This window comes from Halodesulfovibrio marinisediminis DSM 17456, assembly GCF_900129975.1.
Lineage (GTDB): Bacteria > Desulfobacterota > Desulfovibrionia > Desulfovibrionales > Desulfovibrionaceae > Halodesulfovibrio > Halodesulfovibrio marinisediminis.
This window is the reverse complement of sequence record NZ_FSRG01000005.1, coordinates 493,908-509,373: the sequence shown is the minus strand read 5'-3', so window position 1 is coordinate 509,373 and position 15,466 is coordinate 493,908. Positions and strand designations below refer to the sequence as shown.

Genomic DNA, 15,466 nt, shown 5'->3' with positions numbered 1-15,466 from the left:
TTGCTCTACTTAATTTATTTTTTGTCAAAGCTAATATAGTGGGCAACTGACCGGATGTTTTCCAACTAAGCAACTTCATACTGTCCCTAAACTAGTTGCCGATCATTTATCCAAACGGCTACTCTCCCCCATCCCAATTCAATACTAAGTCCCTCAAGAACATTTAGACTCTACTCAATCCCAAAGAAAAAACACCCCGCCACAGCAGGGTGTTCAAAGCAAAAAAAGTGTGGAACTAAAGCCTATCTCTTTGAGCACCTATTATTCATCATTATCGGTTTCCTCATCGGCGTCAGCATGCCTTTTTTCATCATCATAGGATACAACAGGCCATTTTTCATCATCACAGGCACCATAGCTATCATGCAATTATCCAATACAACCGGCATCATCAAACATTCCATCAACATACCGTCTACTACGTATTGATCAGAGATGGTTCTTACCATCGGCATCAGCTTACCGTCTTCCATGATCATCGGCATCTTCATCATACAGCCTTGCATAACCATCATCGGCATACAAAGACCTTTCATTTTTAAACAATTGTCCATCTTCATAGACATCATCTGGCCTGCTTTCATCCTTATTGGTTCCATAGAGCAGTTCGACGACACCTTCATGATGGCCATGCCTTCTGTCATTATCGGTTGCGCCATCATCATATCCTGCTGCATTGCAAAAACTGATGATGAAGCAATACAAGTAATTGCAATCGCTACCATCAAAACTCGCACCAACTTCATGAAATATCTCCTGATTGTTATGTGTGTCTCTTCCCCATCTGTTTCGTGTAAGGACACGAAACACAGATAATTCTACCCTAATCCAAGGGGATTTCTTCCATGATATTTTGAGCGAGATTATACTTTCTTAAAAAAAATAAAAAAAAAGCTTGCCAAACACCCTCAATCCACATAAACACATTTCCGCGCTGAGGAAGAACAGCTTAGCGCAACCTCAGAGCGACGCACTAGCGAAGCTCATATAAGTGCCCAGGTGGTGGAATTGGTAGACACGCTATCTTGAGGGGGTAGTGGGCCACGCCCGTGGGAGTTCGAGTCTCCCCCTGGGCACCATGCACTTACAAAAGATCATACGAAAGTATGATCTTTTTTTTTGCCCTTTTTTCTTTTTCAAGAACGCCTAACATAGAAAGCAATACCTTCACGGGACGTTAACCAGCCTGCAACATAGATGACCTATCAACCTCACCACACTAATAACGCAAACAACATGACTGAAAAAATACGGCTTCGCACCACCTCACCCTTTTTCCCATCTGTACCGATCTTCTCCCTCTACTCTCTATGGCACATACAGCATGCACACCGCAGCAGCCAGCCTCGAAGAAAGCTCGTTTACACAACTCCGCACATCATCATAGATAAAAAAAGAGAATTGCAGTTACCAACACCCAGTTCACAACTCTATTTAAGGCCACACAATAACCTGAGTTTTTTATAAGCAAACCTGCAGCCGCCCTGCTTGAAAACAGCAAAACCCCCTCAACATAGCCCGCGTGAACAGCAGGCTGTCGTGAACATGGAACAAGTATACAACACCATCAAGTACCACACCTATAGTCCGTATAAATTACGTTCCGCTGTACGACATAGACAAACAACTCATCGCCCCCCCCAGTAGATGGAACAGACTACGTCAGTCATGCAGAGTGCAGAACCTTTCAAGCGAACCAAAAGAAAGCACGCAAGAGGCTTGAGTACAGACCGCCGACATCAAAACCTTATCGGGGGAATAAGCGAAATCGCAGATCAGACAGACCTGCTGGCACTGACCACAGCAATTGAAGCTGCACGGGCGGGAGATTCGAGACGAGGTTTTACTATTGTCGCTGACAAAGTACGTAGGCTTGCAGAACGCACAATGAACGCGACACCAACTGTGAACAGAAGCATTGACGCTTTCCGCAGCCAGACAACAGGCAATATCACCAACACAAACGCTGCAGTGGAAGCAGTTGCAGAAAGCATAAAACTTACTGCCGCTTCATCCACACGCTTAAAGGCATCACGTCTCTGTCCACATCAATGGGGGAACACATAGAGCTAACGCACAATTCTCCAGAATTCACCTGACCAGCAGCTAACCATTCTGGGAAGCGTACCGGCTATTAATGAAGTTGCCACAGAGACAGGCGCAACCACAGAAGAATCCGAAAAAATAGTGAAAGTATTGGCAGTAACCCCCAGTGAGTTCAGTAAACTTAACAAGACACTGCGCGACTTAACGACCATCTACATCAAACAGAGACCTTTAAGCACACTGATCAAGACAGCGCTCTCCCCACTACCTCTCAAACAAAAAGCCTGATCACGCACATCTATGATCAGGCTTTCCTGCCGGCCCACAGGCCAGCCTCATACATTACATAAATCCATTGGTGACATTTTCGAGTATATGATTAATTTGGCGTTAACCATATGAAATATTATGCGGTGTGCCTTGCATATTTGTTCGAAAACGTAGATTTTTTCTTTCATGTGAAAAGTATCACATACCATCTTGGAATAGCAACCTTTTTCCCACAATTTTAGTGGGATACCACTCTTAAAATTGTTATTTATTATATTTTTTATTTACATTTCAAATAGATAATCCCACACACAGACCACACACACCAACCAAGAATAATACAATCTACTGAAATCAAGAGCTATTAATTACAATCTTAAGATTGTGACATTTATCACTATGCATCAAAATTCATATACTTTACAATTACAACCTTTTCATCATTTGTACCCAGTCGCTATAAACAAACCTTACCAAGATAGGCTTCTTTCTCTTTTTATTTTTAAGATCAAACAAATTTAATGGCAAATTGTACATTTTTTTTTTGCATCTTTATTCATATATTTTTTTTATTGCATCACTTTTTCAATGCAATTTTCAAAAGAAAAACGCTTTTTCTTCGTACTACAGTTATTTTTATCTCATAGAACTCTTTTTACTATGTACCACATTCCACAATAAAAAAATTTTATACACAACTGCTGCTCTGAGAAATTTTTTTACATTCTTTTTTTCTCACCTCAGCCATCAGACATTATTAGCTTTTTCCATTTCCCCTTCTTAAGCATAAGTAGACACTAACAAGATAAAACCCTTGTTTTTAGCTACTTACAGCGTAAATCCGTGCAAAAAAGAAATATTGTGCGATCACTCAAAAAAAGCTATAGACTCACTGCGTGATCAAACAAGGGAATACATCAATCCACTAATCCATGAGACCAAACCCCCTTAAGTAAATGGGTACAAACATCGTTTCACAAAAGCACTCCAACATGGCAATCAGAGCTTTTGCATATAAAACGATAGATTACAGCAAGTTAACCAGACAAGTGCTACACCACTCTTTTTAAAAGCGTACCAAATTGCTCAGAAAAAGAGCTTAAAAGCCACTAAATTGTTTATTTGATTACTCATTCAGTTGTAAAGAAGTGTAAAAGAACTATATTGCCAATTAGATTTGTGTTTATGAAATCTCTCACAATCGCATCCTATGGGCTCAATTTTCTTTTCCTTCTTCGAAGGTAGTCACCAAACAAAAGAACTGACGAGCTGTCAGCTACTTCATCACACGATTTCAATTGTCGGGAGTGCCGACCTGTACAATCTGAAAAAGTGTCATGCATCCGACTGCTTCATCCAGGCATAAAGGGCAACATGCCGATGAACAGTTCGATATACAGGAAGTGCTGCGCCGTGTTGCGACGGCGAACTGGATTCGGATTGAAAGAAACAACAACACTACCAGAGCATAGCTTGTGCTATGAACAGGGAAATGGGGTTCCCTTGTGTTGTATTGGAAGTATACCGTGGATGTACCTGCCATAGGTGCGTCCGGGCAATCGGTATGGTCTTCTTTCATAAGGAGCAAGAATTGCATGTTACTTGAAGTTACCACTTCTCACTTCTCAGTCTACATTGGGTGTTTAATTCTTCTGCTTGCTCAGTTTTGGGCATGTAAGCAGTCCAACAAATTAACAACTGTTCTCCTTTTTTCCAGCATTGCGGAAATCGGGGCTGTCCTTGCCGGTTTTGGGACAGGAACAATCTCCGGTAATGCAGGCGCTGCATTACATCTTTTCTACCAGATCTCTATCAGGGCTCTGGCTGTCTTTGCACTTTTCGGGCTTGCAAAGCAGTTTGGCTCTCTCGACCTTACCAACCTGCGAGGTGCGTTCAAACGTTCACCGCTGTTCGCAGGCTTGTTCGGGTTTGCCATGTTTTCAGCAATTGGATTTACTCCATTCAAAGGTGCGGTAAGCAAACTGGCGCTGACATACGGACTTGTCAGTGCAGAAATGTACCTCCCAGTAATCATGATGCTCGTCGGCAACTGTATTGCACTGTGGTACACCATCAAAATTGTTCAAGGCATCTGCTTCGAAGCACCGGAAGACGCAGATAGCAAACCAGCTATCCCAACCATCCTTGGTGGTATCACCATCCTATTGGGCGCTGTTGTTGCTATTACACACGTTTTTCCGGAGCAGCTTATCCATGCAGTCGTTGCAACCTTCGGAGCTGAGGCAGCTATTCCTCAGTTCGAAGTGCACTGGCCGCTTGCAGCAACTCTTCCATATGTTGGTGCCTTCCTGCTGTTTATTCCGTCTAAATACGTTCCAGAAGCAATTAAGCGTTTCGACTGGCGTTTCGTACTCGCAACTACACTTTCCGTAGTAGCATTTGTACTTACCGCTTCTGCTGATGTACCGGCTCTCTCCAAGCTCTTTGCCTGCATTATGGCTGGCATCGGCCTTGTTGTTACCGTGTACTCCGGCGGCTACATTCATAAGGAAAACGCAACCCGCTACTGGTTCTTCCTGCTTCTTATGCAGGGCTCCCTCATCGGTCTCACCCTTACACAGCATCTTGGCGCTCTGTACGGCTTCTGGGAACTGATGACCTTCAGTTCTTACTTCCTCGTTATCCACGAAGAAACTGAAGACGCGTTTAAAGCAGGCTTTAAATACTTCTTTATGTGTGCAGCCGGTGCATATGCACTACTGTTCGGTATCTTCCTTCTCCACAGCGCAACCGGTAGTTTTGAATTTGCTACCCTTGCTCAGGCAACAGGAAACATCAGCCCTGCTCTTGCAGGCATGGCTACCTTACTCTGTTTCTTCGGCTTTGCTGTTAAGGCTGGTCTCGTACCATTCCACAGCTGGCTGCCTGCTGCCCACCCTGTGGCACCTTCCTCCATTTCCGGCCCGCTCTCCGGTATTCTTACCAAGACCGGTATCTACGGCATGCTTATGGTATGCTTTGCCCTGTTCGGAGCCGGATACTTTAACCAGGAAGGCGCGTTTGATACCACAACACTGATCACCGTACTCGGCGCAACAACCTTTTTATTTGCAGAAGTCATGGGACTTATGCAGAAAAATGTTAAGCGCATGCTCGCATACTCCACCATGGCGCAAGTCGGTGAGATTGCAATGGTGCTCAGTCTTGGCACATACCTTTCCCTTACAGGTTCCATGGCACACGTCGTGAACCATGCAATCATGAAAAACTTACTGTTCCTTGGCGTCGGTATGCTTATCCTGCGCTCTGGAACATACACCATCAGCAAGCTCAAAGGTATGGGACGCGCAATGCCGCTTACCGGTCTTTGCATGTTTGTCGGTATCATGGGTATTATTGGACTTCCGCCATTCGGAGGTTTCGTAAGTAAATTCTTCATGGTTTATGCAGCAATCGAAGCAGGCCAGCCGCTGTTAGCAGCTACGATCCTTGCAGGCGGACTGATGGCTGTTGTATACTACACTCGTCTTGCCCGTATCCTCTTCTTTGAAAAATACGAAGGCGAGCCTGTTGCAGAAGCTCCGCTTACCTGCCTTATCCCTATGGGCGTACTTGCCACAGCATCTCTCATGCTTGGTGTGTTCCCACAGCTTAACCTGGCAATTGTAGCTCCTGTTATGCAATCTCTGCTTGCAGCAGGCAAAGTTGCTGTTCAGCCTTTGCCAGACTTAGCGATAGGCTGGCCTCTCTACGCAGCTATCCCAATGGTCGGCGCAGTTGTTCCATACATCATGCGTGACAATCTGGAAAAATCTGCATGGGGTTCAGTTGCAGTTCTGGTTCTTGCTTTTATCGGCCTTGGTTTCTCATGGGGCTCTCTGGACGCGCTTAGCATCAGCTACAGCCTCCTTATTATCCTCATGGGTATTCTCAACGTTGTATACTCTGCAAACTACATGGACCACAGCCACACCCAGTGGCGTTTCTTCACCCTGTTCCTGCTGATGATCGGCGGTCTTCTAGGTGTAGCAACCAGCTCCAACATCTTCACATTCTTCCTCTTCTGGGAGATCATGTCCAGTTGGCCGCTGTACTCCATCATTATTCATGAAGAATCCAAGAGTGCTCTTAAAGAAGGCTTCAAGTACTTCTTATTTAACATTCTTGGCGCATCCTTCATGTTCTTCGGCGTAGCAATGCTCACTGCAAAATCCGGCGTGTTCGGATTCGGTGAACTAGCACAGGCGCTGAGCACTCTGCCAGGCTCCACTGGCATGTACGCAATGGCATTCATCGCTCTTGGCTTTGCCATGAAAGCTGCAATGCTTCCGCTGCGAATCGATATCTGGATGCACCCTGCAACCGCACCGACTCCGGTTTCCGGTTACATTTCCTCCGTACTGCTGAAAACAGGTCCTTTCGGCCTCATGAAGCTCTTCTTCATCATCGGCGGTGCAGGATTCTTTGCAGGCAAATCCGGTTACTGGGCGCAGCCGGCAATCATGTACACTCTCTCATGGGTTGCAGGCATCACTATCTTCTACGCTGCTCTTAAAGCAGTAATGCAGACATCTATTAAACGCGTGCTTATTTACTCCACCGTTTCTCAGATGGCTTACGTTCTGCTTGGTATCTGTATGGCTACCTCGCTGACCGTATCCGGCGGTTTGATGCACTTTGTTAACCACATGTTCTTTAAAAACCTCCTGTTCCTCGCAGCAGGCGCAATCATGTACCGCACCCATGCTGACACGCTCGACGAGCTTTCCGGCATTGGTCGCAAGATGCCGTTTACACTTACTGTATTCGCAATCGCAGCATTCTCTGCTGTAGGTGTTCCGCCACTTAGCGGCTTTACCTCCAAGTGGATGCTCTACCACGGTCTTATGGCTGAAGGCGAAGTACTGCTTGCACTGCTCGCACTCTCAGGCTCCGTGCTTACCCTTGCATACATGATCAAGTTCCTGCACTCCGCATTCTTCGGCAAGCTGAATCCGGCTCTCGAAAATGTTACCGAGGTAGGAAAACTTATGCGTATGCCAATGGCAATTCTCGCTGGCGCGTCCGTATTCTTCGGCGTGTTCCCGGGTATGCTTCTGGCACCAGTTAACTCCATCATCGAATCTACCGGATTCGCACCGCTCGACATCAACCTCGGCGGCATCGCTACCGGTTCCGGCGCATGGGACGCAATTTCCTGTGCTCTCGTGATGGCAATTTCCTACGGTGTGGCTCGTTTGATCCTCTCTCTCATGAGCAAAACAGAGCGTGTCTGTCATACCCACAGCTGTGGTGTAAATGACATCAGCCCTGAAAAATCTCATGTAAGCGGCTCAAACTTCTACGAACCTGCACTGACCGTTCTGGAACAGTGGCTGAACCTTCCAGCTGAGTTCCTTTCCGGTAGAAGGAATAAATAGTCATGTTAGATATGCTTTCACATAGCTTTCACTTACTCATATTCCCTGGCGGACTCTTTGCTCTGCTTCTGGGACTTCTGCTGAAAGGTTTTGACCGTAAGATCTGCGCGCGCCTCCAGCGCCGCGTAGGTCCTCCGATCCTCCAGCCTTTCTACGACATCATTAAATTGAGCCAGAAAGAGACAATCATCCCTGACACCGCAAACAAAGCAATCTTCAAGTTTGCTCCTGTGTTCGGCTTCATGGGTATGATGGTAGCAGCCATGCTTATCCCAGTTCCGGGTGTATGGAACGGTGCTACCGGTCTTGGTGACATGCTGATGCTCCTGTACCTGCTGCCGATTCCTGCAATTGCATTCATGCTTGCAGGTTCCGCTTCCAGCTCCCCGTACGGTGCAATCGGTACTTCCCGTGAAATGGTACTCATGTTTGCATATGAAATTCCTCTGCTTGTTGTGCTTCTTACTGTTGCACTCAAAGCAGGTGGTGCAGACGGTTCTGAGTTCTCCCTTGCACAGGTTGTAGCGTACCAGCATGAAAACGGCTCCTTCGGCTTTAACCTGAGCATGCTTCCTGCTTTCATCGCATTCCTCTGCTTTATTCCGGGCACAATGGGCGCAGTTCCATTTGACCTTCCGGAAGCTGAGCCGGAATTGCTTGAAGGCCCACTGCTTGAGTACTCCGGTCCGTTACTCGCTATGTTCAACCTCATGAGCGCGCTCAAGCTGGTTGTTGTTATGGGTCTCGGCGTTGCACTCTTCTTCCCGGGCACAATCCCGGGTGGCGCTCTGGCAAACCTCGCATGGTTCATCTTCAAATGTTTCATGCTCATGCTTGTGTCCGTTACCATTGTTCGCACTGCGACCGGACGTCTGCGTACTGACCAGACCTTCAAGTTCTACCTCAAGTACCCGTCAGTGCTTGCATACGTGAGTCTTGGACTGACCCTTCTGCTCAAATAAGGAAAGCTGATATGTCTATTATTGATGCTATTAAAAGCAAGGCTGTCCGTTCTCCGTGGTTGTACCGTATTAACGCGGGCTCCTGTAACGGTTGTGACGTTGAACTTGCTACTACCGCGCTTATTCCACGCTACGACGTTGAACGCCTCGGCTGCAAATACTGCGGCAGCCCGAAGCATGCTGATATTGTTCTTATCACCGGCCCTGTAACCTCCATGGTTAAAGAAAAGGTGCTGCGTGTATACGAAGAGATTCCAGATCCAAAGGTAACCGTTGCTGTAGGCATTTGCCCTGTTTCCGGCGGCGTGTTCCGTGGCAGCTATTCTGTACCGATTATGCTGGACGAGATTATTCCTGTTGATGTGAACGTACCGGGTTGTCCTCCTCGCCCTCAGGCTATTCTTGAAGGTGTAGCTATGGCATTGGATATTTGGAAAACACGGATCTAAGGGGGTAATGGTGCTTAGTATCTTCAAAGTTCTTTGGAACAACCTGAAACAAGGCCCGTCCACTGATCCGTTTCCGTTCGGTGAGACCTTCACCCCGGCTCGCCTTCGCGGCAAGGTCACTGTCGACCCTGAATCCTGTGTAGGCTGCGGTGTCTGTGCAACTGTTTGCGCAGGAAACGCAATCAAGCAGGTAGAGCGCGAAGACGGCTCCGGTAAGGACTTTTATGTATGGCATAACACCTGCACTTTCTGCGGACTTTGCCAGCACTACTGTCCTACTGATGCAATCCGTCTGACCAACAACTGGTCTACAGCGCACCGCAACGAAGACAAATACAAGATGAAAGAACACGAGTTCATCGCATACGCACGTTGTTCCGAATGTAATCAGCCAATGCCGCATATGCCGCATGCAATGCTTGATCACATTTACGGTACAGCAACTAAAGAACTCGAGAACATCTACAGTCTTTGTCCTGAGTGCAGAAGACAGAAAGCTGCTCAGCAGTTTGGAGCTCAAATCCATGATTAATGCAATGAAACAGCGAGTGATCAAACTCGTAGAAGCTATGCCTAAAGGTGCAGAACTTAGCTGGACAACCGACCTTAAAGAGAACGAATTCGCTTGGATTACTCTTAAAGATGTTGAAGACCTTCCGTTACTTGCAGAACAAATCCTGCCTGAAGGTCGTCTGGTAACCGTTTCTGCATGCAACGCTAAAGCAGAAGACGCAAAGTCCTTCCACGAAGTGTGTTACCACTTTGTTATGAAAGGCCTTACCGTTACTGTCACCGTACTGCCTACTGGTGTTGAGCCGACTGTGCCTTCTATTACTCAGTGGCATAAGTCTGCTGACTGGACTGAACGCGAAATGGCTGAAAGCTACGGCATTACTGTAGCTAACCACCCTAACCCGCGTCCGCTGTTCCTGCACGAGGCTGTACAGTCTGAAGCAATGGAACGCCTTGTTCCTCTTTCCACCATGACCAACAGCGCGTCTACCAACGCACTGTGGGAAAAAATTATGGGTGAAAAAGGATAGGAGAACTACCATGTCTAAGACTTATACTATTCCGGTTGGTCCTCTCCACGTTGCGCTCGAAGAGCCAATGTACTTTCAGGTGGACGTAAAAGGTGAGGTTGTACAATCCATCGAAATGTTCGCAGGAAACGCTCACCGTGGTATGGAAAGCCTTGCGCTTGAACGTAACTTTTTCCAGAACATTGTGCTCACAGAGCGCGTATGTTCTCTCTGTTCCAACAACCACCCACTGACATACTGTATGGCGCTGGAAAACATCGCGAAAATTCAGGTTCCTGAACGCGGTCAGTACCTTCGCGTTATTGCAGACGAAGTAAAACGTATTGCTTCTCACATGTTCAACGTGGGTATCGGCCTGCACGTTATTGGTTTCAACACACTCTTCATGCACGCCATGGAAGTTCGTGAAACTATGCAGGATCTCAAAGAGTCCATCTGGGGTAACCGCATGGACATCTCCGCCAACACCATCGGCGGTGCCAAGTACGATCTTGACGACGAGCTCGAAGTATACCTTCGCAAGACTCTCGAAGAACTTAAAAAGCCTGTGGGTGAGTTCCGCCACATGTACGCAACTCACCCACAGGTAAAAGCACGTACCCAGGGCGTAGGCATTCTTCCTCCGGAAGCTGCCATTGAATACGGTCTTGGTGGCCCTGTAGCACGTGGTTCCGGCATCGATAACGATGTTCGTAAGGAAACCCCGTATGCGGCATACGACCAGCTGAAGTTCAACGTAGTTCTCGGCGATGGCTGCGACGTACGCTCCCGTGCACTTGTTCGTCTTGACGAGATCTTCGAATCCATCAGCCTTATCGAACAGTGCCTCGACCAGATGCCTAAAGGCCCAATCTGCTGCGATCCGCTTCCGGATATTCCAGCAGGTCAGGCTGTGGCTCGTTCCGAAGCACCACGCGGCGAACTTATCTACTACATGCGTACCAACGGTACCATGTACCCTGAACGCCTTAAGTGGCGCGTACCTACCTACGTAAACTGGGAAGGTCTGCGCGTAATGCTGGATAAAGCGAAAGTTGCGGATATCGCACTTATCGTAAACAGCATCGACCCTTGCCTGTCTTGTACAGAACGCTAGGTGTCTGATTTAGGTGTATTCTGTTTGCCTCTGAAGGGCGTACCTCCGCACGTTATGAGCGGAACGCCCCATTGGCAGCCAGAATTAGTAGAATAAGAGGAAGAAATCTGATGCATGAATTAGCTATTACCCAAAGTATGATCACCATCGTCAACGAGACCGTTAAGGATAAAGACGTAATCGTGCGCGAAATCCGCATAGAAATTGGTGAACATACCTGCATAGAAAAGCACACCCTCAAAGGATGCTTTGAAGTCTGCACAGAAAACACTCCTCTTAAAGGTGTAAAACTGACATTCATTGATGTTCCGGCAAGCTGGAAATGCAAAGAGTGTCACTACACGTTCGAAAAACGCGTCGCGGACGCATGTCCGCGATGTTCAAATACAAATCTCACAATGGTTACCGGTCGGGAATTACAAGTAAAAAGTCTCGAAGTGGAACCTGTTAATAAGGATGATTCTTATGGAAATTAAAGAGTACGCATTGGTTGTTGACGCAGAGAAATGTAAAGGCTGTAAAAAATGTGAAATCGCTTGTGTCGAAGCGCACACCAACCTCACCCGTAAAGAAATCATTAAGAACAAAGCTACTAACTTAAGCCGCATCAAAGTATGTAAAATTGAGAAAGCTAAAGTTCCTGTACAGTGCCACCAGTGCCACAACGCACCTTGTGCACGTGTTTGTCCTACAGCAGCTCTCGTTCGTGAGCCAGGTATGGTTCGTGTTCGCCAGCAGCTCTGCGTTGGTTGTAAAATGTGCGTAATGGTTTGTCCGTTCGGCGCTGTTAGCGTTGACCACAACGAACCTATCATCGGCGATACAGCACCTACCTCCCGCAAAGTTGCTATCAAATGCGACCAGTGCTCCGAGTGGCGTGCTAAAAATGGCGAAGAACTCACTGCATGTGCCAAAGCATGTAAGTTTGGCGCTATCAAGTTCGTAGAAATCCACGAATACCAGGCTCAGAAAGCAGAAGAAGCTGCACGCGGTTGTCTCGAAACAAGTGCAGAAGAAGCTCAGCCTCTCAACTAGCATCGCTAGTCCCTAGACCAATAAAAAGGGTTGTCCTTCATATGAAGGACAACCCTTTTTTTATCGAAAGGAAATTCTGTATATGCTGTGAAGCCAAAAAAACACGGGCTCCTAGCCTACGTGGGATACAACGAAGCTTGTTCCAAAACAATAGGTATCAGAGGGTATAGCTAGCTACTAAAGCAAACACTTACCCCACCAGAAATAAAAAATTACGAAGGCTTAATCTCGCAAAACTAGCTAGCTTTTACAGAGCGGAATTCAGGCTGCTTTACAAGAATGACGGATGCAGCATCACCCTCTGAAGAAGGTTCACTGACTTCACACGCCATTTCTACATTCTTATCCACGGTCGAAACAAAGGTTCCATCGATTTTTGCGTTAAAAATCTCAACAGCCTTACGAGCGACATCTGCAGTAAGGCGTGCGCAACGCTCAGAACATTCTTTGGACTTTATAGGGAATCCTGATGCGTACGCCCAGCGCGCTTTGGAAGTTGTGCATAAAACAGAGCCACTAATGCTACTTGGAATATCCACATCAAGCTTACAGTTCGTTTTAGGACGGTAAACAGGCAGCTCAGTTATGTCATGCCAATGAAAGAGTTCACGTACAAGTTCATTGTGCTCTTTCTTCTCGTAAAACATGCCGTAGGCAAACGCTGCACCGATCAACGCACCACAAGTGGATTTCCAGCCACCGATACCGGAACGTCCAGCCTTCATGGAGTGAAACGGAAAATCTTTGTAAGGCGCACCGTGTTTTTCAGCCATCTGACCGATGATGCTATAGAACGCAGCATAACAGCAGCCGTATCCCCCGATACAACCATCGTAAGCCATGCGCTCAGCTTTTGCAGAATCAACAGGCTGTGGCTGCCATGCAGGGCTGTCCGGAAATGTGGTTTCCAGTGTGACCTTCTTTTTTTTACGGTCAGCAGGTGTAGGAGCGCCCATTTGCGCTAAAACTTCCTGCACTGTGTTTTCTGATGAAAGTGTCATCATCTCTCCTACCTGATTTATTGAGTACCATCTTTGAGACCAATTGGTGCCTGCCAAAAGCGTTCAAAGTCAAGCGCTACCCGTAAAATTTTATCATCAGGCAAAAAAAAAGTGCCTTTCGGCACTTTTTACTTTCTGCAACGCTTGCAGCCAGTACACATGGTTCCGCAACCTACTTCTGCGAAAGTTACGTCTACCAAAGCATCCTCAAATTTTTTCCAAGCACTCATAATGTATTTCATGGCTATGTCCTCCGTTGGAAACGTATCTATGCCTGACTATGGTCGAAGTAAAATTCAAACTTTTTAGCTTCTCCATGAATTTTTTTTATGTAACCCTTTTTATCCTTGGTATTAAAGGGTTAGCGGGTAGGCAAACCTAAAAACATTCAAAAATAAATTTTATTTTGCTACTTGCATGCAGTTTTCACTCTGTATTTATTATTTCCTACTTTAGCAGTTCAGAATTGGGCAGAAAAAAACCTGTAGAAATAACTCTACAGGAGACAAAGATGCATTATCTATTTTTGAAGATTCAGAACAAATGAAAAAGATAAATAGTGAAAACTTTCACGCTCTGTGTTTTTTGTCTAGATAAAAAAAGAAAAGCGCCCTAAGGCGCTTTTTCTACTTTCCGCAACGTTTGCAGCCAGTACAAATTCTTCCACAACCTACTTCTGCAAAGGTTGCGTCTACTAAAGCATTCTCAAATCGTTTCCATGCACTTTTGATGTATTTCATTTTGTTTCCCTCCGTTGACCTACTTCTATGCCTCGGCAATCAGAAAGTAAAATTCAAAGAATTCATTCATTCCATAATATTTTTTTATGATATCCTTTTAGCCCTTGGTATCAAAGAGTTAGCGAGAAAAGGCATCTAAAAAACAGGAAGAACACACACTGTTTTTCTTAAAAGTATAACTTCACCAAAAAAAATGTAGCGTCTTTATCAAATAAAAAATCCCGCAGATGAATCTACAGGACACTTCTTGCGAAGACTTTCTGTCTTCTTTTTGCTGACTAGATAAAATGAAATCTTCGGCGAAATAAACTTACCCCACAAACGCAGAAAAGCACCCTAAGGTGCTTTTTCTACTTTCCGCAACGTTTGTTGCAGCAAGTACAAACGGTTCCGCAACCTACTTCAGCAAATGTTGCGTCTACCAAAGCATTTTCAAATTTTTTCCAAACATTCATTACGTATTTCATCTCGTTTCCCTCCGTTGAGACATATCTATGCCTTGCCACCTACAAAGTAAAATTCAAAGAATTAACCTTTTTCATGAAAAAATTTTATATACAAATATTATTCTTCATTCTCAGACAGTTAGCAGGAAAGAAATCGTTTTCCATACTGCTTATCATTCATTTTTTTATCAAAATTAATGCTTGTTCTCCGAAAAACACTCCGATTTACCCCATACCGCGTATAAAAAAATCCCTCAGACGAATCTACAGGACACTTCTTGCGAAGATTTTCTGTCTTCTTTTGCTGACTAGATAGAATGAAAACTTCGGCGAAATAAACTTACCCCATTAACGCAGAAAAGCGCCCTGAGGCGCTTTTTCTACTTTCCACAACGTTTGTTGCAGCAAGTACAAATGGTTCCGCAACCTACTTCAGCAAATGTTGCGTCTACCAGAGCATTTTCAAATTTTTTCCAAACATTCATTACGTATTTCATCTTGTTTCCCTCCGTTGAGAGATATCTATGTCTTGCCACCTGCAAAGTAAAATTCAAAGAATTAACCTTCTTCATGAAAAAATTTTATATACAAAAATTACTCTTCATTTTCAGATAATTAGCAGGGAAGAAATCGTTCTTCACACTGCTTATCATCCATTTTTTATCGAAATTAATGCTTGTTCCCCGAAAAAACACTCCGACTTGGCCCCATACCGCGCATAAAAAAATCCCGCAGACGAATCTACAGGACACTTCATGCGAAGACTTTCTGTCTTCTTTTGCTGACTAGATAGAATGAAAACTTCGGCGAAATAAACTTACCCCATTAACGCAGAAAAGCGCCCTGAGGCGCTTTTTCTACTTTCCACAACGTTTGTTGCAGCAAGTACAAATGGTTCCGCAACCTACTTCAGCGAATGTTGCGTCTACCAGAGCATTTTCAAATTTCTTCCAAACATTCATTACGTATTTCATCTCGTTTCCCTCCGTTGAGAAAT

Annotated in this window: 11 protein-coding genes and 1 tRNA gene; 10 read left to right on the top strand and 2 right to left on the bottom strand. The window is 45.5% G+C overall.

Annotation, left to right across the window (positions count from 1 at the left end):
• Positions 1–242: 242 nt before the first annotated feature.
• Entirely contained in the window at positions 243–746 is a 504-nt protein-coding gene (locus tag BUR09_RS10205; RefSeq protein WP_074216831.1) for a hypothetical protein, read from the bottom strand.
• A 247-nt stretch (positions 747–993) separates the two neighbouring features.
• Between BUR09_RS10205 and BUR09_RS10200 the strand changes: the two genes are divergently transcribed.
• From BUR09_RS10200 to BUR09_RS10155, 10 genes are all read left to right on the top strand, one after another.
• A tRNA-Leu gene (locus tag BUR09_RS10200) sits at positions 994–1,079 on the top strand.
• A gap of 589 nt (positions 1,080–1,668) precedes the next feature.
• Positions 1,669–2,067: a methyl-accepting chemotaxis protein gene (locus BUR09_RS10195; protein WP_074216830.1), complete on the top strand. Its 399-nt coding sequence runs from the start codon at positions 1,669–1,671 to the stop codon at positions 2,065–2,067.
• Positions 2,068–3,911: 1,844 nt separating this feature from the next.
• Positions 3,912–7,697 carry a proton-conducting transporter transmembrane domain-containing protein gene (locus BUR09_RS10190; RefSeq protein WP_074216829.1) on the top strand — a complete coding sequence of 1,262 codons (3,786 nt, stop codon included), beginning with the start codon at positions 3,912–3,914 and terminating at the stop codon, positions 7,695–7,697.
• 2 nt (positions 7,698–7,699) lie between these two features.
• Complete coding sequence (locus BUR09_RS10185; protein WP_074216828.1) at positions 7,700–8,659, top strand: respiratory chain complex I subunit 1 family protein; 960 nt, start codon at positions 7,700–7,702, stop codon at positions 8,657–8,659.
• Between the two features lie 11 nt (positions 8,660–8,670).
• Positions 8,671–9,108: an NADH-quinone oxidoreductase subunit B family protein gene (locus BUR09_RS10180; RefSeq protein ID WP_074216827.1), complete on the top strand. Its 438-nt coding sequence runs from the start codon at positions 8,671–8,673 to the stop codon at positions 9,106–9,108.
• A 7-nt stretch (positions 9,109–9,115) separates the two neighbouring features.
• A complete protein-coding gene (locus tag BUR09_RS10175; RefSeq protein ID WP_074216826.1) occupies positions 9,116–9,640 on the top strand; it encodes a 4Fe-4S dicluster domain-containing protein in 525 nt (174 codons plus the stop codon).
• Complete coding sequence (locus BUR09_RS10170) at positions 9,633–10,151, top strand: NADH-quinone oxidoreductase subunit C (RefSeq protein ID WP_074216825.1); 519 nt, start codon at positions 9,633–9,635, stop codon at positions 10,149–10,151. Before BUR09_RS10175 ends, BUR09_RS10170 begins: the two co-directional genes overlap by 8 nt.
• A gap of 10 nt (positions 10,152–10,161) precedes the next feature.
• Positions 10,162–11,247 carry a hydrogenase large subunit gene (locus tag BUR09_RS10165; RefSeq protein ID WP_074216824.1) on the top strand — a complete coding sequence of 362 codons (1,086 nt, stop codon included), beginning with the start codon at positions 10,162–10,164 and terminating at the stop codon, positions 11,245–11,247.
• Between the two features lie 110 nt (positions 11,248–11,357).
• Positions 11,358–11,723: a hydrogenase maturation nickel metallochaperone HypA gene (gene hypA / locus BUR09_RS10160; RefSeq protein ID WP_074216823.1), complete on the top strand. Its 366-nt coding sequence runs from the start codon at positions 11,358–11,360 to the stop codon at positions 11,721–11,723.
• Positions 11,713–12,282 carry a 4Fe-4S dicluster domain-containing protein gene (locus BUR09_RS10155; protein ID WP_074216822.1) on the top strand — a complete coding sequence of 190 codons (570 nt, stop codon included), beginning with the start codon at positions 11,713–11,715 and terminating at the stop codon, positions 12,280–12,282. Before hypA ends, BUR09_RS10155 begins: the two co-directional genes overlap by 11 nt.
• A 236-nt stretch (positions 12,283–12,518) precedes the next feature.
• Here BUR09_RS10155 and BUR09_RS10150 read toward each other — a convergent pair whose 3' ends face one another.
• Complete coding sequence (locus tag BUR09_RS10150) at positions 12,519–13,283, bottom strand: C-GCAxxG-C-C family (seleno)protein (protein WP_074216821.1); 765 nt, start codon at positions 13,281–13,283, stop codon at positions 12,519–12,521.
• Between the last annotated feature and the right edge of the window lie 2,183 nt (positions 13,284–15,466).